The organism is Priestia sp. FSL W8-0001 (assembly GCF_038050335.1).
Taxonomy (GTDB): Bacteria; Bacillota; Bacilli; order Bacillales; family Bacillaceae_H; genus Priestia; species Priestia flexa.
This window is the reverse complement of record NZ_JBBPAL010000001.1, coordinates 1,476,680-1,499,804: the sequence shown is the minus strand read 5'-3', so window position 1 is coordinate 1,499,804 and position 23,125 is coordinate 1,476,680. Positions and strand designations below refer to the sequence as shown.

Annotated in this window: 23 protein-coding genes and 1 riboswitch; of the genes, 3 read left to right on the top strand and 20 right to left on the bottom strand. The window is 38.1% G+C overall.

From position 1 onward, the window contains the following. Positions 1-190 precede the first annotated feature (190 nt). A complete protein-coding gene (locus MKZ18_RS07915) occupies positions 191-565 on the top strand; it encodes a DUF4183 domain-containing protein (protein WP_061784820.1) in 375 nt (124 codons plus the stop codon). A gap of 54 nt (positions 566-619) precedes the next feature. Here MKZ18_RS07915 and MKZ18_RS07910 read toward each other — a convergent pair whose 3' ends face one another. Together MKZ18_RS07910 and MKZ18_RS07905 are read right to left on the bottom strand one after the other, a co-directional pair. Further along, a complete protein-coding gene (locus tag MKZ18_RS07910; protein ID WP_061784819.1) occupies positions 620-1,000 on the bottom strand; it encodes a DUF4183 domain-containing protein in 381 nt (126 codons plus the stop codon). Positions 1,001-1,098: 98 nt separating this feature from the next. Beyond that, on the bottom strand, positions 1,099-2,310 hold the full coding sequence (locus MKZ18_RS07905; protein WP_341344528.1) for an MFS transporter: 1,212 nt from the start codon (positions 2,308-2,310) through the stop codon (positions 1,099-1,101). 338 nt (positions 2,311-2,648) lie between these two features. On the opposite strand from MKZ18_RS07905, the gene MKZ18_RS07900 reads away from it, so the two are divergent. Beyond that, positions 2,649-3,866 (top strand): NupC/NupG family nucleoside CNT transporter, encoded by a 1,218-nt coding sequence (locus tag MKZ18_RS07900; protein ID WP_025908202.1) that lies wholly within the window; start codon positions 2,649-2,651, stop codon positions 3,864-3,866. Between the two features lie 141 nt (positions 3,867-4,007). Here MKZ18_RS07900 and MKZ18_RS07895 read toward each other — a convergent pair whose 3' ends face one another. From MKZ18_RS07895 to MKZ18_RS07875, 5 genes are all read right to left on the bottom strand, one after another. Then, positions 4,008-5,366 (bottom strand): IS1182 family transposase, encoded by a 1,359-nt coding sequence (locus tag MKZ18_RS07895; RefSeq protein ID WP_144594447.1) that lies wholly within the window; start codon positions 5,364-5,366, stop codon positions 4,008-4,010. 115 nt (positions 5,367-5,481) lie between these two features. Further along, the gene (locus tag MKZ18_RS07890) at positions 5,482-5,754 is read right to left on the bottom strand and encodes a hypothetical protein (protein ID WP_035320105.1); all 273 of its coding nucleotides are present in this window, start codon (positions 5,752-5,754) and stop codon (positions 5,482-5,484) included. Positions 5,755-5,956: 202 nt separating this feature from the next. Further along, positions 5,957-6,229, bottom strand: coding sequence for a DUF2564 family protein (locus MKZ18_RS07885; protein ID WP_025908203.1), 273 nt, complete (start codon positions 6,227-6,229; stop codon positions 5,957-5,959). Between the two features lie 55 nt (positions 6,230-6,284). Further along, the gene (locus MKZ18_RS07880; protein WP_025908204.1) at positions 6,285-6,467 is read right to left on the bottom strand and encodes a zinc-finger domain-containing protein; all 183 of its coding nucleotides are present in this window, start codon (positions 6,465-6,467) and stop codon (positions 6,285-6,287) included. 27 nt (positions 6,468-6,494) lie between these two features. Continuing rightward, the gene (locus MKZ18_RS07875) at positions 6,495-7,148 is read right to left on the bottom strand and encodes a ribonuclease H family protein (RefSeq protein ID WP_061784817.1); all 654 of its coding nucleotides are present in this window, start codon (positions 7,146-7,148) and stop codon (positions 6,495-6,497) included. A 203-nt stretch (positions 7,149-7,351) separates the two neighbouring features. Here MKZ18_RS07875 and MKZ18_RS07870 point away from each other — a divergent pair, with 203 nt between their 5' ends. Then, positions 7,352-7,750: an RNase H family protein gene (locus MKZ18_RS07870; RefSeq protein WP_025909386.1), complete on the top strand. Its 399-nt coding sequence runs from the start codon at positions 7,352-7,354 to the stop codon at positions 7,748-7,750. Between the two features lie 9 nt (positions 7,751-7,759). On the opposite strand, the gene MKZ18_RS07865 is transcribed toward MKZ18_RS07870, so the two are convergent. The 13 genes from MKZ18_RS07865 to MKZ18_RS07805 form a co-directional block, all read right to left on the bottom strand. Continuing rightward, positions 7,760-8,026 (bottom strand): DUF6123 family protein, encoded by a 267-nt coding sequence (locus tag MKZ18_RS07865; RefSeq protein ID WP_242529579.1) that lies wholly within the window; start codon positions 8,024-8,026, stop codon positions 7,760-7,762. 73 nt (positions 8,027-8,099) lie between these two features. Beyond that, positions 8,100-8,558 (bottom strand): divergent PAP2 family protein, encoded by a 459-nt coding sequence (locus MKZ18_RS07860; RefSeq protein ID WP_061784838.1) that lies wholly within the window; start codon positions 8,556-8,558, stop codon positions 8,100-8,102. Between the two features lie 96 nt (positions 8,559-8,654). Beyond that, on the bottom strand, positions 8,655-8,984 hold the full coding sequence (locus tag MKZ18_RS07855; protein WP_061784815.1) for a hypothetical protein: 330 nt from the start codon (positions 8,982-8,984) through the stop codon (positions 8,655-8,657). 172 nt (positions 8,985-9,156) lie between these two features. Beyond that, on the bottom strand, positions 9,157-9,420 hold the full coding sequence (locus tag MKZ18_RS07850; RefSeq protein ID WP_025909382.1) for a YpbS family protein: 264 nt from the start codon (positions 9,418-9,420) through the stop codon (positions 9,157-9,159). Between the two features lie 13 nt (positions 9,421-9,433). Beyond that, positions 9,434-10,186, bottom strand: a complete 753-nt coding sequence (locus MKZ18_RS07845; protein ID WP_061784814.1) for a DNA polymerase beta superfamily protein — start codon at positions 10,184-10,186, stop codon at positions 9,434-9,436. Position 10,187: 1 nt separating this feature from the next. Continuing rightward, positions 10,188-13,814 (bottom strand): dynamin family protein, encoded by a 3,627-nt coding sequence (locus MKZ18_RS07840; RefSeq protein WP_061784813.1) that lies wholly within the window; start codon positions 13,812-13,814, stop codon positions 10,188-10,190. A gap of 373 nt (positions 13,815-14,187) precedes the next feature. Continuing rightward, positions 14,188-14,754 carry an isoprenylcysteine carboxyl methyltransferase family protein gene (locus tag MKZ18_RS07835; RefSeq protein ID WP_061784812.1) on the bottom strand — a complete coding sequence of 189 codons (567 nt, stop codon included), beginning with the start codon at positions 14,752-14,754 and terminating at the stop codon, positions 14,188-14,190. A gap of 1 nt (position 14,755) precedes the next feature. Beyond that, positions 14,756-15,844, bottom strand: coding sequence for a type III polyketide synthase (locus MKZ18_RS07830; protein WP_061784811.1), 1,089 nt, complete (start codon positions 15,842-15,844; stop codon positions 14,756-14,758). Between the two features lie 488 nt (positions 15,845-16,332). Continuing rightward, on the bottom strand, positions 16,333-16,872 hold the full coding sequence (locus MKZ18_RS07825; RefSeq protein WP_025909377.1) for a GNAT family N-acetyltransferase: 540 nt from the start codon (positions 16,870-16,872) through the stop codon (positions 16,333-16,335). A 293-nt stretch (positions 16,873-17,165) separates the two neighbouring features. Beyond that, the gene (locus MKZ18_RS07820; RefSeq protein ID WP_025909376.1) at positions 17,166-18,476 is read right to left on the bottom strand and encodes a nucleobase:cation symporter-2 family protein; all 1,311 of its coding nucleotides are present in this window, start codon (positions 18,474-18,476) and stop codon (positions 17,166-17,168) included. A 1-nt stretch (position 18,477) separates the two neighbouring features. Then, complete coding sequence (locus MKZ18_RS07815; protein WP_061785349.1) at positions 18,478-19,071, bottom strand: xanthine phosphoribosyltransferase; 594 nt, start codon at positions 19,069-19,071, stop codon at positions 18,478-18,480. A gap of 107 nt (positions 19,072-19,178) precedes the next feature. Then, positions 19,179-19,280: riboswitch (purine riboswitch) on the bottom strand. A 125-nt stretch (positions 19,281-19,405) separates the two neighbouring features. Further along, positions 19,406-20,923, bottom strand: coding sequence for a carboxypeptidase M32 (locus MKZ18_RS07810; RefSeq protein ID WP_061785350.1), 1,518 nt, complete (start codon positions 20,921-20,923; stop codon positions 19,406-19,408). A 143-nt stretch (positions 20,924-21,066) separates the two neighbouring features. Continuing rightward, positions 21,067-23,004, bottom strand: coding sequence for an ATP-dependent DNA helicase (locus MKZ18_RS07805; protein WP_061785351.1), 1,938 nt, complete (start codon positions 23,002-23,004; stop codon positions 21,067-21,069). Positions 23,005-23,125 lie beyond the last annotated feature (121 nt).

The window sequence follows — 23,125 nt, the reverse complement described above, 5'->3', positions numbered from 1 at the left end:
ATCTTTTAACAGCTCTAATGGTCACTTAACTCTTATCATATCAACGTTTCTACTGTTAGACAATTATTTATTAACAAGGTAATTAACACCATAAACTATCTAATATTAGGGACTTTTTATCAGAAAATTAATATTGTATAAAAAGCAGATTTAATATAAGAAGAACGCGTAAAAAGCGAGGTGTATAACTATGAAAAAAAACAATAAAAATTCTCATTCAATAAGAGCTAAACAAGTTACTGACTGGACGACACGTTCGATAAAGCTTTCAACCAAGTTCTCTTTGCCACCTTTAAAAATCGCCAAAACAAATATAGGTTATTATTATGCCAGAGCAGATGGACAACAGCGCATCTTTACAAATAAAGACCAATTGCCAGGCTACGGAAACAGCGGCATATTGAGCCCTGATTCGGTTTCCTATACTAATTTATTTGTAAACGGAATGCTTCAACCTCCTGCAATTTACAAAGTGGATGAAGGTATACTTGAACTTTTGTCGACAGATGTCCCTTCCGAGAACACATTAATTTTACTCCAGTTTATTACAATTTATTTAGCTTAAATTCCATAATAAAAAGAAGCAAAAATGTAGCTTTGCTTCTTTCGTATCGCTTCATTATGTTGTAACGGTTGTTGAGGAAGCCGGTGTAAAGTTAACAACCTCTACAATAACAGGAGTTCCTGTTAAAATTGATCCGCCTATTGGTACATCAACTGCTACTGAGCCTACGCCCGTAGCACCAGGTGTGTAAGTCAATAACCCTTCCATCTGTAATAAACCATTGATGTACACTTGATAATAGCTATTGTTGCTTTCTAGTGCAGGAAGTGTCGTTGCTGCTGAGCCATCATCTAAAAAAAAGTCAGCAGCATCGATTGTTAGCGTGCCTCCTCCATCCGTTTGTGCAGTCGTAACGTAGAATAACTTTGTATTAACGGGGCTTACGGTTGCAACTGTTGTAGCAGAAGCTAAAATTTTCATAATTTGCAATGCCATCTTCTTTGTCCCTCATTTCACTGATTCATCTTTTCATTCATAGTATATGGCACAGTAATACAAGTTGTGAGGGACAAACATCTATCTCTAAAATAAAATTAAACCTCAGCTTTTTTAACCTTCACGGCTTCATCTGTTGGTTTGATTGCCTTAAGGACAATGATAGCCCCAATTGCACTAACAAATAAAGACATTTGGAAAACAGCCATATCTGACCATTTCATTAACAATGTATACAATGGGGGTCCGGCAGCAACTCCAACAAAGCGCATGGAACTGTATATTGACGTAATTGTACCTCGCTCTTCTTTCTCAATACCTTCCGTAATTAAAGCATCTAGACTTGGGAGAGCAACACCTATTCCGATACCGCCAATTACAAGCGTTATGATAATCATGACGATCGAGGTATTAAAGAATAAGATGGGAAAAGAGCAAGTTAATAGAAGAAATCCAAAGAATGAACACCATTTCATCACAACTTTATTCTGACCAATTTTCTTTCCAGCAACATAAGAGGCAATGGATAGTGCAAGCAATGGAATGGCCATAACAAAGCCTTTTTTTGTATTGATAATGTCGTATCTCTCTTCTAGAATTGTTGATAAATAAAAGAGCATTCCAAATAAAACAAGCATGATAATAGCACCTAAAATAAAAATAGCTAACAGCCAGCGAATATTCTTATGAAGAGTACCCTTCACATTTTTAATGAAATCTTTAATGTTTTGTTTCTTTGTATCAGATGATCCTGACTTAGGAGTTTTCACCAAAAAGAGAACAAGTAAGATGGACAATAAACAAAGAATAGGAATAAACCAAAACGGTAAAAACCAAATAAAAGAGGCTAAGAATGAACCTAAAATGGGGCTTAATACTTTACCAAACGTGTTAGCCGTTTCAATTAACCCTAACCCTTTCGTTACTTCCTGTTCGTCCTCAAACATATCCCCTACACAAGGAATCACTACTGGCATGGCACCGGCTGAACCAATCCCCTGAACGGCTCGCCCAATTAGAATAATCCAAAACGGGCTATCCATTTGCCATGAAGCCCACCCCGTAATTGCTCCACCTATCCCTGCTAAAATTAGACTGGGAATGATGACTTTTTTTCGTCCAAAGCGATCTGATAAATAGCCAGCAATTGGAATCAAAAAAATAGCAAATATTGAGTACACGGTAATAATCATTGAGACCTGCATAGAACTGATTTTCAACTGCTTTTCAATGACTGGCAAAACAGGTATGAGCATGGAGTTCCCCAGTGTCATAATAAGCGGAACCGATGCAAGCGCAAGCAAGTCCATTTTTTTCTACTTTCCATAGCAGCCTCCAGGTAGCGTGATGCTAAACAATTTTAAGCATTTGCCAAACAATGCATATCTATATTTTTTTGCTATTTTATCATTTCCTATTCATGCATAAATCACAATCCTATGATTTAACCATCCCTTGTGTATCAAACCTTTTTAAAAGATTAATCACTCATTTTTTATTCATAAATTATCAAAGTTCGGACAAGATAAAAGAGGAAAAACTCAAAAACCTCTTTCATTTTTCGATAAAAACTATTATATTTAAGTTGTCGTAAGACGTTAGAAGTCTGACGACAACTTGCTAAAAACATAAAGAAAAGGTGGAGAATATGAATTTCCTTTGGGGTCTATTAGGTATTGCATTTATCTTTTTGGTAGCGTTTTTATTATCCAGTAATAAAAACGCAATCAAACCTCGTACGATATTAGTCGGCTTAGCCATTCAAGTTCTATTTGGATTTATCGTCTTAAAATGGAACGTTGGCCGAGCAGCTTTAGAAAAAGTAACAACTGCTGTCCAAAACGTTGTAAACTATGCAAATGAAGGGATTTCCTTCTTGTTTGGTACACTGTCGGATGCAAGTCAGCCTACTGGGTTTATCTTTGCATTTAATGTATTAACGTTAATTATCTTCTTCTCTTCTTTAATTGCGGTTCTATATCATCTAGGAATCATGCAGATTATTATTAAGTTCCTTGGTGGCGGATTAGCCAAACTACTAGGAACAAGCCAAACGGAATCTTTATCTGCCGCAGCGAATATTTTCGTTGGTCAAACGGAAGCACCGTTAGTTATTCGACCATACTTGCCAAAAATGACAAGATCAGAGCTTTTTGCCGTTATGACGGGTGGTCTAGCATCAGTTGCTGGTTCAGTATTATTTGGATATGCAGCTTTAGGTGTACCAATCGAATATTTATTAGCAGCAAGCTTTATGGCTGCTCCAGCCGGATTAATTATGGCCAAAATGATCATTCCAGAAACAGAAAAGACGTCAACAGCTGAAGGCATTGCAATGGAAAAAGATAAAGATACGGTTAATGTGATTGATGCAGCTGCTCGCGGAGCATCTGACGGGTTAAAGCTTGCATTAAACGTAGGAGCAATGCTACTTGCATTCATCGCACTGATTGCATTGTTAAATGGACTTTTGTCTGGAATTGGAAGCCTTTTCAATCTTGAAAACTTTACGCTTGACACCATTTTAGGGTTTGTGTTTGCACCGATTGCGTTTGTTATTGGTGTCCCTTGGAGTGAGGCCGTACAAGCTGCTGGTTTCATCGGACAAAAGTTTGTGTTGAATGAATTTGTAGCGTACTCTTCTTTTGCTCCACAGATTGATCAGCTTTCTGATAAAACGGTCGCTGTTGTCAGCTTTGCACTATGTGGGTTTGCTAACCTATCTTCACTTGCTATTTTATTAGGTGGTTTAGGAAACATGGCTCCAAGCCGTCGCCCAGAAATCGCACGTTTAGGATTCCGTGCTATTCTTGCTGGTACATTAGCTAACTTATTAAGCGCAGCAATCGCAGGTATGTTTATTTAATAGCAAAAGGTGAGACGAATTCGTCTCACCTCAGTTTGTCGACAAAAGGGATTCGGAATGGTCTCATTCCGAACCCCTTTTTAGCTTTTTATGGGATTTGAAGCTATTTAATAAAAAGACAGACCTCTTCGAGTTCATCATTTAGGCCATTTTTGGACCTTGCCACGTCCAGTTGGCCATCTTCTTCAGGTTCATGGCAGCGAAAGTAAGCATCGCCTGCATCGACAATTTTTTAAGTCCCCTTAACGTTGTCCAACGCATGCCATGCTTTTCTTTTCCATCTGCGAATACACGCTCAATGGTTTCTTTACGTTTGGCATAAATCTCTTTCACCTCTGCGTGATAGCGAAGATGGTCTGCCTCTTCTACGTATTCCTGCCAAATATGACGCGTCACCACTTTCTGGTGGTCTTTACTCTCCGTACATCTGGCTAAAAATGGGCATGTCGCACAAATCTGTTTTGGCGATTTGTACTCCCGATATCCTTCTTTATTCGTTGTCGAGTAGGCCAAGATCTCACCTGCCGGGCAAAGATAACAGTCAAAGTATTCGTCATACACATAGTCATGTTTTCGGAAAAAACCTTTTTTCGTACGTGGTCGTGTGTATGGCAAGGCAGGGGTCATCCCCTGTTCCAATAAGTAACGGGTAATCGCAGGAGTTTTGTACGCGGCATCTGCGGCGACCGCTTCAGGCTTTCCGACTCTCTCGATGACCTTTCCGACCAATGGCTCTAAAATCTGACTATCATGTGTGTTGCCAGGTGTGACCATGGTGCCAAGCACAAAACCGTTACGATCCGCGGCTGCGTGAAAAGAATAGGCGAACTGCTTCGTCCGTTCATCCTTCACATAGTAACCACTCTCTGGATCGGTGGTGCTTTCTTTGATTTCTTTCTTCTCTTCCTTCTCAAACTTGTCCGGAGGAAATGGTTTTTTTCCGTGATCTTCCCGGTCCTGGTTAATCTCTTCTTGAAGGCGTTCCTGATACGCGCGTGTCTCTTTGCGAACGACTTTCTTTTCAAATTTGCGTTTGTTCGCACTCGCTTTAACATGGGTCGAATCCACGAAAACGTGCTCGGCACTGATTAGCTTTTTCTCGGCAGCTTCCTTTAAGATGCGATAGAAAATCTGTTCAAACAGATCGGTATCTTTAAAACGGCGTTCATAGTTTTTTCCGAACGTAGAGAAATGAGGCACTTTATCGTGGAAACCATACCCAAGGAACCAGCGATAGGCCATATTGGTTTCCACTTGTTCAATCGTTTGGCGCATGGACCGGATTCCAAACGTGTATTGAAGGAAGGTCAATTTAATTAAGATGACAGGATCAATACTGGGACGACCGATTTCTGAATACATGTCCTTCACCAAGTCATAGATGAACGAAAAATCAAGTGCTGCCTCTATTTTACGAACCAAGTGGCTGGCCGGTACCAATTGATTTAACGTAATCATTTCTAATTGATCTCGTTGAATGGGATTATGTTTCGAAAGCATGTCAATCACCTCAAGTTATGTAGTACTTCCATTGTAAAATAAAAAAGACTGTAGGCAAACTGGATTTCTTCCAGTTTGTCTACAGTCTGAGGTGAGACGAATTCGTCTCACCTTTTTAAATCACATCATCATGATACATAAATTGTTTATCAATAATATGTTCAATGTAAATTGTCGTTAACTCACTCTTCTTAACATGAGCGACAATCAAACCTAGCGGATCTCCAATTGTAAAGCTCGTACCATTATGAAATGTAAGCAGTTTTTCATCCAAATGAAGAACGCGCTTATAGATTTTTTCTCTTTCAATATCAGTCCTTTTTTTGGATGCTTCTGTCGTTGAAAACAAAACGATAATTTCATTTCCTTTCACTTGTGTACGGTACACAGCTCTCACTCCTTATCGACAATTAACCTGATAATAAACAGAATTTTTCGATATCTATTTTCATTATACCTCTAAAACAAAGATTAGTAAATACATCCATAATATTACAGATATTTAAATCATTATGTATATCAGTGAAAAAAGCACTCTTTTTATCGCGGTCACTTTACGATGAAAAGAGTGCTCTTCCTCTGTTACAACCTTATTGCTTTGCCTCAGTTAACTGCTGCTCACAAGCTTTTAAATCCGCCATGCACTTTTGAAGAAACTCTTCGTCTACGCCCGTTGCGTTTGCCTGTGCCGCTTCTAATTCTGTGCGCGCGTTTGCTAGAGCTTCTGTTGCTTCACTAAGCTGCTGTGGACTCATGCTCATCGTTGCAGTTCCAATCATTTTTTGCGCCGATTGAATAGAGACTTGAGCTTGTTGCAAATCATTATAACCTGTTGTTACGTCTTGCTTTGAAAAGTTATCCATTCGGAAAACACCTCCTGTAGATAGGATAAAGCAAGACGAAAAAAATTATACAGAACTACTTTTTAGTTAATAGCTCTCCGTAATTTTTAATTTTCTCCCCTACCGTACACTCATTAATACAAAACGATTGGGCATACGTTTTTCCGCGCTCTTTATTAAACGTTTTTTTAACAAAGCAGTCATTGCAATAGTAATCTAAAAGCTCTGTTACCTCTTCTAATACTTGCTTTCTTTCCATGCTGCATCTCTCCATTTCAATTAGTACCTATATTCGTTTTCGGCTAGCTATCGTAACTCCTTGTAAGGCTTGTGTTGCAAGCTGATCTGCTTCTTCATTATCTTTGCGTGAAATCGGTTCATAAATTGGTTTAATTCCTAATTCTTGTAGCTTATCTTCAATGCGATCTAAATATTTATTAAAGGTTTCTTCAAAGCAAGGCCATTCACCTGCTAGCTGATTTAATACAACTTGCGAATCTCCTTTAAACGTCACTTGGATGTGATGAACTCCCATTTCTTCTAGCTGCTGTACCGCAAAATAAAAAGCCGCGTATTCCGATTCATTATTCGATTCAATCTGTTCAAGCTGCGTGTTAACTCGAATCCGCTGAGGAAATCCATTTTGTGTAAAGTAAATAACAGCACCGAGACCTGCGACCTGCATGTCGTGGTGAAAGCCCCCATCAAAATATACCGTGATGTCATGAGGTTCCGTTTGAATTTCTTCAAATAATTTTTTGGCTTCTTTTACAGTCCAACGTTGTCCATCTTCACTAATCAAATAAATTTCCTTTGCGCGTCCAGTTCGTTCCAAATCCCCTATAATGATAAACGCTTCGTTTGCATCTGTGAAATCAGAGTAAAACGTCAGTTGCTTTTGTTTGGATGATTTATAGTGCCATTCAATTTGAAATTTCATCTTTCCAGTTCCTTTCATCGGCAATTTTTAAATACCGCACGTAAACTTTTCTACTTTTTTGTATTTTATCACTCATCCTGTCTTTTCATGACAATTATTATCGTGATTTTACTGTAGTTAGCACTAAATTTTTTTATGGTACAATAGAGTTAATTTAATTGCAACTTATCTGACTGACTACGCTATATAATGGAGTGATAACAATGATAGAAGTATATATCGACGGCGCCTCTGCAGGAAATCCTGGGCCATCTGGTGCTGGAATTATTATAAAAGGTAACGGGGAGCACCACCGCTACTCTATTCCCTTACAAGTGATGAGTAATCATGAAGCTGAATTCTACGCCTTAATAAAAGCTTTAGAACTTTGTTTAGAAAAACAGTATACGATGGTTTCTTTTCGAACAGATTCGCAAATTGTAGATGCGGCTATGAACAGAGAATATGTAAAAAATAAAGCTTTTCTTCCTCTCCTCGAAAAAGCCCTAACGCTCTCCAAACAAATAGATTTATTTTTTATTAAGTGGGTTCCAAGCAGCGAGAATAGCGGAGCTGATCAACTTGCTAGAGAAGCTATTCATCAAAAAGAAGCAGGACTATAAGCTCCTGCTTCAAATCATTCCGGTCTGTTTTAATACTTGCATTGCCTGTTTTCTCGTCTTCACCTTTTGTGCGGCAAGTTGCTCTAGCAGCGCAACAAAAAAGCTACCATCGAATTCCTTTTGCATTTTTAAGGTCCATTCAATGGAGAAAATAACCATTTCATCCGGCATTTTTGTATATTGCTGACCAAATGCAATAAAGCCCTTTGCATCTTCTTTTAAAGAAAAGCCTTTTTCCTCAAGATAAAGAAGGTATTCTTCTAAGGAGTTTACCATTTTTGTCACGATCCGATCCCATCCTTTATAAAGGTTCCTTCTTTATCTTAGCGTATTTATAAAAATTTGACCATTATTTTTCACCAAACAAATAGCCAACTAATCCTATGGTTACACCTAGGAGAGCACCTGCAAGTACTTCTGCCGGCTGATGCCCTAGCATCTCTTTTAGCTTTTGTTCAGTTAAGTCATGAAAGCCTTTATCAGGAAGCCCGGCTAACTTTTCAATTTCTTCATCTAACGTATTTACCTTAATGGTAATTTCACCAGTTTGTCTACGAATCCCTTGTGCATCATACATAACAATAATTCCAAACACGGTTGCAATCCCAAATTCAATGCTAGAAACGCCTTTGGTTAAACCTACATAGGTAGCCAAAGAAGAGACCCCGGCAGAGTGAGAGCTAGGCATTCCTCCCGATGCTCCAATCATTGATACGTCCCATACACCTGTTTGATATTTTTTAATGGGAATTTTTAATGCTTGTGCCAACAATATTGAAGAAAGTGACAAGCCAATACCTTTGTTCAACATGCTCACCTCTTTTACTATTGTGTAAAAAAGAAAATGCCGGAAACATTCACTCGCATCATGAATGTTTCTGGCATTTTCGACGCTCACTATGACTTAGTGATTGTTTTTCTTAGAAGCTTTCTTTTGTGCTTTATTATTCATCTTTGCTGATTCTACTTCAGCATAAGAACCAAATTCTTGGTTATATTGGTTTTTTTTAGAAATTTTAGAAACTTTAAGCTTTTGGTTAGAAGAATTGTTTTGATTTTGTTGTACATTAAATTCAGATGCAAATTCTTCAGCATGTGCACCGTTTGCTTTTTTAGCAGCTTTCGCTTTTTGAGCTTGGTTAGCTTTGAACTCAGAAGCAAACTCTGTGTTATGTTTTTGTTTTGCATTGTTATTACGTTGTGCATTTGCATTACCTGATTTTGTACGTCCCATTACAATCTCCTCCTTTGTTTGTACCTCGTTGGTACATTCATTAGTATGGATTTGTTTTGAAATCAAACACTGCGAAAAATAAGGTAACACCGGGAGCTAATGGGCAATTTCCCTCTTGTTTTCAATTCAATAAACAAGCGAAAGCCGCCATTAGAAGGCGGCTTTCATTTGTTTAATTATTTAAGCGTTGAACGTATTCTTCGACCATTTCTTTCGTTACAAATTGACGTGTTGGTACAATTCCATTATTTTTTGCAAGCTCATTAATTTGAGCCGTCACAGCGTTAATCGTATCCGTTGAAAATTCTTGGCCTTCTTTACATAAAAGCACCGTTGCTTCAATTGCTTGCTCACGCATTGTATCTAGTCTGACAAATGCTTTAACAAGTTCATGCTGTTTCTTTGAATGTTCTGATATTGCTTTGTGTACGCTCATTTTTGTTCCTCCATTATGTAAGCTGTTGTGCTAAGAATAGGTTAATGTCTTCGAGGCTAGCGTCTTTATCCGGCAAATTAACAAGTTCGTTTTTAAAATGAGGGAGCTTTTTTTCAAGCAAAGCTTTTATTTCCTTTATCTCACTACTTGTTATGTGTACGACTTGTTTTTTAGCACCGCTAAGCTTTGTAATCACCTGCGCTAAAGGATCAGCTTTAAAGCCGTTAACAAGCTTAAAAAACGACGTAGGCGGTAATTCCCTACCCTGAATTAAAACGGTTAATGCCATGTATGCCCTAGCCATATGAAGAACAACTTTTATATCCTCTATTGTAACAGAAGATGTCAGATTTCTTTTACTATTTTGATGCAAAAGTTTAAAATAATGAAACCCTAGCGCTTTTAGCGAATACTGTTCCTTCATCATAAAACAAATCTTTTCACGAAACCCTTTCACATTACGATAGCAAACCGATGAGTGTATCCATTCATAAAGAGAAGGATTCGATTTTGTAAAGAGATGCAGTGCTTTATAAACGTCCCACCCTTGAAGATCATAGTTTTTATCTATGCTTGTAATAACGTCTTTAGGTCGATGTAACTCAAGGTAGCGTGCGGACTCATATTTATAAATAAATCGTACATCATAATCACTAGAAGGCGTATGTAATTCATACGCCCGGCTTCCTGCTTCACACGCAAACAAAATCGTGATATCATGCTTTTTCTCAATTGAATCCAACAGTTCTTCGATATTATCGTTCATCTTATGTCCTTTCATTTTGATGAGCTACGACGATGACATTTAGCGTATCAATTGTATGATTTAGCGCTTCAATTGGAAAATCTGCATTAACCGCTGTTTGAAGCTGCTTATAATAATCATACCATTCTTCTAAAAGCGTCGGTTTATACGTTAAAACAAACATGTGAATTTGTTCATTGTAATGATTTTGTAGCTTTATTTGCTCACTGCACACATAATCATCAAGCAGCGGCTCAATTTTAGCTTTTAATCCTTCATGCATTTTAGCTTTTTCATTTTTCTCAAAAAAGCTTTTGCTGTTTTTATAAAGAGCCAAATCCTTCTGGAATAGTTCAAGGTTTTCAAACGAACAGCGACTAACCAGAGTGCTGCCGCTTTCCACATTAATATCCGGAAGAGCAGGGTGGAATGTTGGTTCGTAGCGCTGCAGCTGCCTCATATTCGTTTGATTCCACTCTTTTGTTAAGCGTTGAATAAATGTTTCTAAACGCAGCGTTGTGGCTTGAATTTCTTGGGTGACATCAAATGCAACTGCTTGTAAAAGCTGGTCAAGACATGCAGCCAACTGTTCTTTCTTATTTCCTTTATCATCTCTAAGCGTTGCCGGGTTAAACGATTCCTTAAAGAAATCATCATAGCGTTGCAAGACACGCTTTTTCACATAGAAGAGAAGCTCATTGCTTTCCCTTTCGAGCTGCTGCTCTTCATACGTAAATGTCATTTCTGAAACCTTAGCAGAAATTTGTTGATCCTTAATATGAAGAGATTGCAAATAGCGCTGCTTTTCAACCGCAGACTTTGTTTGAACATCTTTAATTTCATTCGTGACGGCAAGTGCTTGATTAAGCTCTTCGTATACAGACGCAACTGCTAGCTGAGTTAGCTCATCTGTAATGAAGTGATAAAATGGTTTTTGGAAAGCCTTAAACATTTTATCTTCTCGATTTGCTAGCGCCTGCAAGCTTGAAATTGGATAGAGGCGTGGAAAGCGAATACCATACTCTTCAAGCTGTGTTTTTACATAATTTTGTACAAGACCTAGCTCTTCATCAGATTGAGCTAAATCAGCTGCATTCAGTAAAAAGAACATTTTGTCTAGTGTAAATACATCTTTTACACGACCAAGCTGAATTAAAAATTCACGATCTGCTTTTGAAAACGCATGATTATAGTACGTAACAAACAAGATAGCATCAGCATTTTTAATATATTCAAACGCAACGCCCGTATGGCGAGCATTGATAGAGTCGGCCCCTGGCGTATCGACAAGCGTAATTCCTAGCTGAGTCAACTCACAGTCATAATATAGGTTAATATGCTGGACAAAGCAGGCCTTCTCTTCCTTAGCTACGTACGCTTCAAATTCTTTAATCGTAACGTTTACTTCAGACCCCATTACGTCCTTAACATCCTCATAGCCTTTTATCACTGCCTGTAGAAATGAGAAATGCAGCTGGTTTTCTTCTTTTACAGTTAATTTTGGCAATAATTCGTTTAGCTCTTCTACGTTTGCAATAGTATATTTAAACAGTTCCAAGGAACTGTTAATATCAGCTAATAGCTGATCCATCGTTTTCATCAGAACTACGACTGTTCGATGAGGGTAGTCCTTTGTAGGAGGCATAATTTTGTTAATCGTCGCCGTTGTAGGATTCGGTGAAACAGGCAGTACTTTTTCACCAATTAACGCATTGGCAAAAGACGACTTTCCAGCGCTAAAAGCTCCAAATAGTGCCACTGTGAACGTTTGGTTTGCAAGCTTATGACGCTTTTCCTTTAAGCGACCAACAACCTTTTCAAGCTGTTTGAATGTAGAAAGCACCTTTGTCGACTCATCAATATCTCGAATAACCGCATCGACCTTTGTTTTTGACTGAACTTCTTCCTCTACAGCAACATTTTGTTCTGATGTGACTGTAATAGGAGCTGCTTTTACCTCAACCATTGTTCCCACTTCGATTTCTTCTTGTAATAAGTCTAACAGCTTCACCATTTCCAAAGGTTCAAGAGGCCTTAAGATATTTAGCTTTTGTTTTAAATCTTGCCGCAAGGTTTGAAGATGCTGAGTAGATTTTTGAACTCGTTCGTAGCCCTCAATAATTCGTTGCTCCGTAGCTAACGACTGTTCAATGTTTTGGAGTATTCGTTCTTCTTCTTCTTTCTTTACTTGTTCAATTTGAGTATACAGTTCGGAAAGAATACGATTGGTATTTTTCTTAATTGCATCTACTACATCCTTTGTATAGGTAAGGACATATTCACCATTAATGGTTGCTCCTGTTTTCACAGCATCCACTAAGTCATGTGGCTCAAACGGTACTTCAAACTGCTGAACGCTAGCCAACAGAGAAGAATCTACGAGCTCTTCATCTTGAATGAGCTGCTGCATGTACTGCTGCAAGTGCCACTGTAGCTCTGTTTGAACACGCTCTTTCAAATCTTCATAAAAAACCGTTAGCCGCTCTTTTTTTTCTTCTTCTGTTTTCTTTTTTGTAAACCATACGCCCACTTTAAAATCTGGCTTGGTTGTTTCTAAGAATGCCTTTGCTTTCTCTCGCATCTCATAGGGAGCTAAATTCGCATTGTTCATAATTTTAGCTGTTTCGTTTTGATACGTCGTATAAAACGCTGTGCGTTTATGTAAAATCATTTCTCGCTTCGCTATAAGCTCAGCCGCTTCTTCTTTTGCATTTTGATATTCATTTGGACGAAGCTGTGAACGAATATCATCATATTCAAGAAGGCTCTCTTCTTCAGTGCTTTCTGCAAACTGCATGTGATCTTCTACTACCATTTTCATGGAATCCATAATATGTTGACCGCGATTTTCTTTTTTCTCCATCATCGTGTGCAAATGCTTCTTTAAAACAGCCAATTCGTTATAAGGATATTGCTTATCTTTTAAAGATGTATAAAAAATCCCTTTTGGTCGTACATTCCATTTTAAAAACGCCTCTTCTACAGATTCCTTAAACTCTTGGAAAGTAAGCTGATCATCTCGATGCTTATCAACTTGGTTAATAATTAAGAACAGCTCTTTATTGGCATCCTGTAGCTCTTTTGTAAAATGAAAATTAAGCTCTGCCTGTACATGATTGTAATCCATCACGTAAAAAATAACGTCCGCAAGATGAAGAGCAGACTCTGTTGACACACGGTGAGCATCATCTGTTGAATCAATTCCAGGCGTATCCATTACAACAATTCCTTGTGGAATTGCTTCCGTTTCAATCGAGAGATGAATGGACTCTACTTCATCACCATCAACACAAAACGATTTAATTTGTTCATACTCATATGGTGCTTCATAACGTACTGGCTTTTCTTTTCGATAATAAACGGTTGCATGCTCCTCGCCAGCCTTAACAGACACCAAATTAGCACTTGTCGGAATTGGACTTGCGGGCAAAATTGTTTGGCCCATGAGTTCATTAATCATACTTGATTTCCCTGCTGAAAAATGACCACAAAACGCAATAACAAACTCTTCTTTTTCTTGTTTTCTTAATAACTGAATAATTTTTTCCGCTTGCTTTTCATCTCCAGCATTTATAAAAGCCTCATGTAAATGATAAAGAGAGGATTGTAAAGTTTTATACCTTTGATGCTGAACGCTTACTTGAGACATCACTTTCGACTCCTTTTGTTAGGCACTTACAATCGTGCACTTACTCCATTTCTGCTACTTATTCCTCTTTTTATTTTACTTGATTTTAAAGCGTTTTCCTATAAAAAACTGAATTTTCCACTTCCGTTTACTTATGCAAAAAAGCAAAAAAACTGCCAAACCATTGGCAGTTTTACGTTTATTTATATTCAAAAAATTATACACGCTGCGCTTTTTCAATGTTTTTCATGACATACGTTGCCATACCCGTACACGTTACGAACGCTCCAATTACAAAAAGACTAACCATTATGTCCACCACCGTTTCTTATTGATGAAATTGATAATCTTTATCAGCTACTTACAGTCTATCACGAAAGATAATCATTTTCAATTAGTTTTCTGATTTTTTTAACTGTGGCATAAAACGTAGCTTTCCATCCATGGCTACCTCATAGTCTGTATGTAACTTCAGCGCTTCTTCTTCTTTTACAATCCGAACTGATAGCATCCACATGTTTAATAAACTGAACACTATAAGCGTTAGATACGCTTGAAATAAAAACGGAATTAGAAGAAACTCTAGCGTGACAACCGTATAGTTTGGGTGCTTAATGTATTTGTAAGGGCCCTTTAATACAACGGGAGCTTTTGGCATTACAATAATTTTAGTATTCCAATACTTCCCTAATGAGGTGATAGCCCATACTCTTCCCAGCTGCACCATTAAAAATAAAGCCGCAAATACCCAAAAAGGCGATGAAAATGGATAGTCTATAAGCTGGATTTCTACAAACAACGCCACAAAAAAAGCAACATGCATGGCTACCATCCATTTGTAATGATCTTTTCCCGCTTCATATCCACCGTTTTGTTTCATCCAGGCTTCATTGCGCTTCGCAATTACAAGTTCTCCTAAACGTTGTAAAATAATCAATGCAAAAATGACATCAATAAGCATGTTATTCCCTCCATTGAAGTAAGACGAGCTCTGAGCTAAATCCTGGCCCAAGCGCAGTTAACACGCCGTATTCTCCACTTGGAATTTTCTCTTTCATAAACCGATCCAATACGTATAAGACAGTTGCTGATGACATGTTTCCATGATGCTTTAACACATGAAGTGAATGGTCAATCATTGAGCTTTCAAGCGAAAGCGTAGATAGATAAGCTTCTAACACCTTCTTCCCCCCAGGATGCGCCACAAAATGTCGCAAGTCTTGCGTAGTTAGACCATGACTCGCCAGGAATGTCTGAACTTGATCTCCTAACCAAGAATCAATAATTGTAGGAATGTCTTTTGAAAAAATAACATATAAACCGTTGTTTCGAATATCCCAACCCATAACATCCTTAGAGTCTGGCATTAAAGTAGACTGAGTATGTAACGTTGATGGCAGCGTGTCCAATTGTGAAGCGCTTATGTCTGCTTCATCTCCTGCAATTAAAGCAGCTGCTACTCCGTCAGCAAATAAAGATGTACCAATTAAATTGCTTTTTGAACGATCATTACGCTGAAACGTCAGGCTACAAAGTTCAATGGAAAGCACAAGTACCTTTGCTTTCGGAAACGCTAAGCAATACTCATGTGCTCTTGACACACCTGAAGCTCCTCCTGCACAGCCTAGACCCCAAATTGGAATACGCTTCGTGTGAGGGGAAAAGGGAAGCTCGTTCATAATTCTTGCTTCAATGCTCGGTGTTGCAAGCCCACTAGTGGAGATGTAAAAGATTGTATCAATTTCTTCATAGGGAATATTGTCTGAGAGATAAGCTGAATTTGTTAAGCAATTTTCAACAGCTTTTACGCCAAGTTCAATTGCAGACTCAATAAATGCATTATTTTTCTCTTCAAACGTGTGGTCTTCTTGAAACCAATCCATTCCTTTGGCAAAATGCCTTGTTTCAATCTGACCATTTTCAAATACCGTTAACAAACGATTAATATCTCGAAATGACTCGGCAAATAGATCCTTTGCAAACTGTGCTGTATCCGATTGCTTTAGCTCATATGGAGGTATACAAAATCCAGTTGACATAATTTTAGGCACCGTTCTCACCTCTTTAGTTCGTTATGTATACCTTCTGTAATTTTTTAGAAATTTATTCTTTATGAAAAATAAAAAAAGAGTTTGGGACATAACAAAATGATTGCTTCTAAGAGACGAACAATAGCTGTTCCAATCTTTTTGGTTTGTCTGAACACGTTCGTTCCATTGCGCTACGGCCACTCGCTTTCCGCGGGGAGGAACCTGAGCTTCCTCGCTGCGCTGCGGGATCTCAGTTTTCCCTCTCTTTCCCGCAGGAGTCGAGTGTCCTACGCTCCATTCCACCCTGTTTCCAACATTGTTTTCACAATCAACCAAAAAACCTGAACGATTAAAAGTGAGAAACTCTCAATCGTTCAGGTTTATCATTGGCTGAATTACTTATGTCCCAGCCTCTTCGTTTTGAAGAAGTTCTATTTGTTGCGCACACGTTTAGTATAACGTATTTTCCCTGGTATTGAACATGAAATTTTTGGGCTTTCTTTATTTATTTAAAAGAATACAGACATATATACTTCGTCCACGTATTTCCCATTAATATAAGCTTGTTCTTTCATAACGCCTTCTGTCTTAAAGCCAACTTTTTCATATAATTTATACGCCACTTCATTTGAAGTAAACACCGTTAGCGACAATTTATGCATGTCGTTTTCTTTGCACCATTTTAGCGTATAGTCCATTAACTGCTTCCCAATTCCCATACCTTGTACTTTTGAAATTAGCCACGTACGGAAAAGCCCGCTATGACGCTTCATTCGAATTTCACCGCGAAGAACACGTGCAATTCCAACAACTTCTCCTTCGACTTCTGCAACAACATACATATGCCCTTGCTTTGATACACTTTCAATAAACTTCTGTTCTTCTTCAACGGTTTTTGGCGCGTCTTTTTGAATAAACTCCCCCGCTTTAATAATCTCTTCTACAGCTGTTGTAATCTCTCTTGCATCACGGGGCTCTGCTGGACGTATTGTTACTTCACGTCCATCCTTTGCTACAAATGTTACCGTATCTTTTTCTGCTGTAATCATCTATATCAACTCCTCTAACCATTCAATAATCACTTGTTGTTAGTGTTCGTTTAATTCTCTACTTTATCATTGGAAATGTTTCTTTTTGCATGTTGTCAGGTAAACTGATAACTGCACTTTAGATATACCCAAAGCCTTTATATTTGTAAACCTTTTTGGGAAAATTTATTTTTGCATATCCTTGTGCACATTGCAAATGGTTTGCATAAAGTAAAATAAATAGCAATATTCAAATTATTCAATAAAAAAGCTCTCAACGCTTGCCTAACACAAGCATTAAGAGCTTTTTACTTTTATTTTGTTACCATTTCTTTTTGTACAGATGTTTCTGGAGTTCTTACTTTTGAAACCGCCAGTACGTTGAATACAATATTTAAAATAATCGCTGTAAAGCTACCTGCTACAATTCCATTTCCAGTTAGGATTTGAATTCCTTCTGGAAGCTGAGCAAATAAATCTGGTACTACCGTTACGCCAAGCCCCATTCCAATAGAGCATGCGATAATTAACAGATTCTCTTGCTTTTGTAAATCCACTTCGCTTAAAATTTTAATTCCAGATGAGATAACCATCCCGAACATCGCAACCATTGCCCCCCCTAATACAGGGCTTGGAATCACGGTTGTAATCGCAGCAATTTTGGGAATAAGCCCCAGAACAATTAGGATACCGCTCGCTGCAAACACTACGCTTTTGGTGCGAACACCCGAAAGCTGAAGCAGCCCTACGTTTTGTGAATACGCCGTATAGGGAAATGCATTAAACAATCCACCCAGGGTAATAGCTAACCCTTCTGCGCGATATCCACCAGCTAAATCTTTTTCCGTTACTTCTTCTTTACAAATATCACTAACTGCAAAATATACACCTGTTGATTCAACAATCCCTACTAATAACACCAAAAACATCGTTAAAATAGCCGTTAAATCAAAGGTTGGCATTCCAAAGTAAAAGAAGTGTGGAACGTGGACCCAAGCTTCATCACGAACGCCTGAAAAATCTACTTTTCCCATAAATGATGCGGCAATGGTTCCAACGATTAGACCTGCCAACACAGACACTGATCTCATAAACCCTGTTGTAAAACGATATAATAAAATAATAAGTACTAATACACCAAACCCAAGCGCTAAGTTACTTAAGCTCCCGAAATCAGCGCTTCCTTCTCCACCAGCCAAGTCTTTCATTGCTACGGGAATAAGCGTAATTCCAATAATCGTCACCACAGACCCGGTGACAAGTGGAGGGAAAAAGCGAACAAGCTTACCAAGGTATTTTGATAAAATAACAATCATAAGCCCTGCCACAATTATGGAGCCATATATGCTCGATACGCCATATGAACTTCCGATTTGAATCATTGGACCTACAGCAGTAAACGTACATCCTAGTACAACCGGTAAGCCGATACCAAAGAAACGATTTTTCCACACCTGTAATAGCGTAGCAATTCCACACATAAACAAGTCAATTGCGACCAAATAAGTTAGCTGCTGCTGCGTTAATCCAATTGCTCCACCCACAATTAATGGCACAACAATAGCTCCGCCATACATGGCTAAAACATGCTGTAATCCTAGTGATAGCACTTTTCCATTATTCATCTTAAGATGTCACTCCTTGCTTCGTAGGAACAAACGTAACCTGTCCATCTTTTAGTGATTCGATACGTGCAAGCGATTCAACTTTCACACCCGTTTCACGAACTAGGCGACCGCCATCTTGAAAAGCTTTTTCAATGACAATTCCTACGCCCCCAACATCAGCACCAGCTTTTTTAACAATATCCATTAATCCCAGTGCAGCTTGTCCGTTTGCCAGGAAGTCGTCAATAATTAATACGCGATCAATTGGCAAAATAAACTTTTCAGCAACCGAAATTTCATTTTCTTCTTTTTTAGTAAAGGAATATACTTTTGATGTAATTAATCCGTCTTGTAAAGTTAATGATTTACGCTTGCGAGCAAACACCATTTCCACATTGAGCTTCAGTGCCGCCATAATTGCTGGAGCAATACCAGATGATTCAATTGTTAAAATCTTTGTAATACCTTCTTTTTCAAATCGTTTGCCAAACTCTTCTCCAATTTCTTTCATGAGAACTGGATCCATTTGGTGATTTAAAAACGTATCAACTTTTAAAACCGTATCTGATAGTACAATACCGTCTGTTAAAATCTTTTCTTGTAATGCTTTCATCTTATAATTCCTCCAACTTCTTTTTCACAATAAAAAGCTCAAAAACATAGCTACACCCACGTATGAGTAGAGCAATGTTTTTGAGCTAACCTATAAGACGAAAGCTAAAAGTGTCACCGCTCACTCATAGTCAAACCATTTACGGTGGTTTGGTAGAAACTTACGAGCCATATTCTCGTCATTATATGAGTGCGTTATTGAGTTGTGTTTAGTATACCAATATTCTACATGTTTGAAAACCTTTTTATCGAACATTTTATATTAAAGATTCTAAAAATGTTCGTGAAAACGACAAAAGAAGATAAGGTTATTCTTATCTTCTTCGTCTTTTCTATTAAAGAGAGTATACTTCCGTGTATTTTTTTTCTAAATAATCAATTAAATAATTGACGTTTAACCCTTCTCCCGTCACGTCATGCAAGATTTCAAGCGGCTTTTTCGTTTTGCCATACTGATGAATATGGTATGTTAACCAATTTGTAATTGCTTTTACGTCACCAATTTCCAACAGCTCATCATAATCTGGTAAGTCTTTTACCATCGCATTTTTAAACTGAGCTGCGTACATATAACCAAGCGCATAGGAAGGGAAATACCCAAAGCTTCCACCTGCCCAGTGTACATCTTGAAGTACGCCTTCTCCATCATGATTTGGGCGAATGCCTAAATACTCTTCATATTTATCATTCCAGATCCCAGGAAGATCCTTCACTTCAATGTCACCATTTATTAATCCTTTTTCAATTTCATAGCGAATCATAATGTGAAGTGGGTACGTTAACTCGTCCGCTTCGATACGAATCAATGAGGGCTGTGACTGATTAATTGCCCGATAGAAGTCTTCTAATGATACGTTCTCAAACTGACCGCTTGAATAGCGTTTAATCACGTCATAGTTACGCTTCCAAAATGAAAAGTTTTTACCCACAAATTTTTCATAAAAAAGGGATTGTGACTCATGAATGCCCATTGATGTGCCTTCACAAAGCACCGTACCAACTAGATCTTCTGAAATATTTTGTTCGTATAGAGCATGACCACATTCGTGAATGGTACCAAAGATTGCCGTTCGAAAATCCTTTTCATCATATTTAGTTGTAATTCTTACATCTCCTGGATTTAAGCCTGTTGCAAACGGATGAACCGTTTCGTCTAAGCGACCAGCTTCAAAATCGTAGCCGAGCTCTTTTAAGATGGCTAAACTAAATTCACGCTGCTTATTTTTTGGAAAAGTTTCAAATAAGAAACCTGTTTCTGGCTTATTAGGTGAAGCAGCAATCTTTTGTACAAGCGGCACAATTCGATTGCGGAGCTGCCCAAACACATTGTCTAAGATTTCTACCGTCATTCCAGGTTCAAAAAGATCTAGTAAGCGGTTATATTTATTACCTTCGTATCCCCAGTACTCTACAAATTTTTGGTTGAACGCTACGATTTTCTCTAAATACGGTTGAAACATCTGAAAATCTGCTTTACCTTTCGCTTCTTCCCACACAGATTCAGCTTTAGAGGTTAAAATAACGTATTCTTTATATTCGTCAGCCGGAATTTTTTTATTAAGCTCATATTCCTTTTGACATTCTTTTACCGCTTTCTTTGTCGTATGGGATATGTAATTTTGAGCGGTATCAGTAGTCAACTGCTGAATGAATGAAGCCATTTCATTAGAAACAGATAGTTTAAACGCTTCAGAGGACAGCATGCCAATTACTTCTGAGCGCTGCTCCACTCCTTTTTTCGGTGCACCTGTGCGCAAATCCCAGTACATAACACCCATCGCTTCATGATAACTTTTGATTTTCTTCATCAATTCATGAAAATCCCGCTCTACAAGCTGAATATTTTCCTTCATAAAAAAACCTCCCCTTTTTACTTACTAGCTTACTATGCACTTATGTCATATAGTAGAGAATCGTTACATTCTCTGCTTTTAGTTTAAAGGTTTTAAACAAAAAAGGATAGCCGTCTGCATAAGACGAGCTATCCTCATATTGTTTAAACGCGAGCTTTTATCGCTGTAGGTAAATTCTTTTCAATAATGGCTTGAACCTTCTCATCCGTATTTTCCGGCATAAAAATAGTAATTAGGCCTTCATCTTCATGCGAACGAATCAATCGTCCCACGCCTTGCTTTAAACGAAGCAGCATGTAAGGCATATCCGCATCCCAAAATGCATCTGCAACCTGCTTTCGTTTTGCTTCAAAGACCGGATCATTTGGCGGATATGGAAGTGACCATAAAATAACATTTGAAAGTGATGGACCTGGGATATCAAGACCTTCCCAAAGGTGAACCGCACATAAAATCGTTTCTTCTTCACGTTGAAATTGAGAAACTAGCTTGCTAATTTCTTGATCTCCTTCAAATAAAAACGTGTATTCACTTAGCTCTTTAGATGCTTCTTTAAATAAAGCTAGCTCTTCACGTGTATTAAATAGTAGCAGGGCTCGTCCATTTGTTCTTTCAAGCTGTTTCAGCGTATAACCATATTTTTCAGCAAATGCTTCACTGCCAGCTGCTACCATTTTACAGGTAATGTCCATCTTTTCATCATAATCAAACGGAGACTCTACTGAAAATGATAAAGGTTTTCCAATCCCTAAACTGTATGCTAAATAATCAAATGATGAATTATCTGAAAGCGTCGCTGAGGTAAAAATATATGGAATCTTCTTAGAGAATACGCGCTCTTTTAATACATCTTTAACAGCTTGTGGCATAATAACGAGCGTTAGCTGCCAATCTTTTTCTTCAAGCCAGTAAATTGCATTTTCATTCTCCATAAATAGACGCATTGAATAGTCAATTTGATCTAAATACTCATCGACAATGCGAAGCGTGTATTCATCTACCGTATAGGTTTCACTTTCAAAAACAAGTTCGTTTCCAATATGCTCCAAAAGACCAAGCAGTTCTTTTCCAACCTTTTGCACACGGCTTGTACGCTCAATTTGCTTTCGATTAGATCCAACGATATCTTGACTTGCCTCACTAAGCGCATCAAAAAATAGCGAATAAACATCGATTGTATGCTCAATTTTTAATGCTAGTTCTTCACGCACATCATTTTCTAATAAACGTGTTAATAAGTTCTCAAGCGTATCTTCTTTAATACGGTACGTCAATGCCTTTTGCGCTGCAAATTCAAGCAGATGTCCCTCATCAAACACTACGCAGCTACTTTCTGGTAAGAGCGGTAGCTGACCCTCACGTTTACGAGCTTCAACAGTCCAAATATGCTCCATATAAAAGTCATGAGAGCAAATAATTAAGTCTGTCGCTTTGCGGTAGTGTTCACGTGATAGAGTTAAACCACATCGGTGGCGCTGATCACAAGAAGAACAATCTTGGAAAGAATCCCAGTTAATCTGCTGCCACTCTTCATCGGTTAGATGTGAATACTCTTTACGATCTCCATAATGATAAAACGACTGCATACCGCTATGATCATGTACAAAATCAGGTAATGTTTCGTAAATTTCTTCAATGTTTTCATTATCCGTTCGGCTTGTAACTGCATCTAGTTTCTTTAAGCAAAGGTACTGATCTTGCGATTTTGCAAGGCGAACATCCATGTTGATATCTAGGATTTTTGATAACTTTGCGATATCTCCCTCAGCCTTTACGAGCTGCTCAATCAATGTTTCATCCGCACAGGCAATAATAGCAGGCTTGCCAACATAGCGTGCGTAGCAAATCGCATACAATAGATAAACAATGGTCTTACCCGTACCTACTCCTGCTTCTGCAAAAATAACGTTTTTTTCTTTAAACGCGCGCTCAATTTGAAAGGCCATAAAGATTTGCTCGTCTCGAAGCTCCAACCCTGCATCCGGAAGGTGATCGTAAAAAACGTCCCCAATCCATTCATTTAACTTATCAAAAAAATTCTCATCTCGTCCAATTGTAAAAGGCAATCGCTCTCTCATCATTGATTAATGACTCCTTTAACTATGTAAATATAAACCTTTCAAAAGGTAAATTCATTTATTTTTTTCTGTAAATAACTAACTGAAGCAAAACTTAATTATCTAGTATTGAGAAAGGATTGTC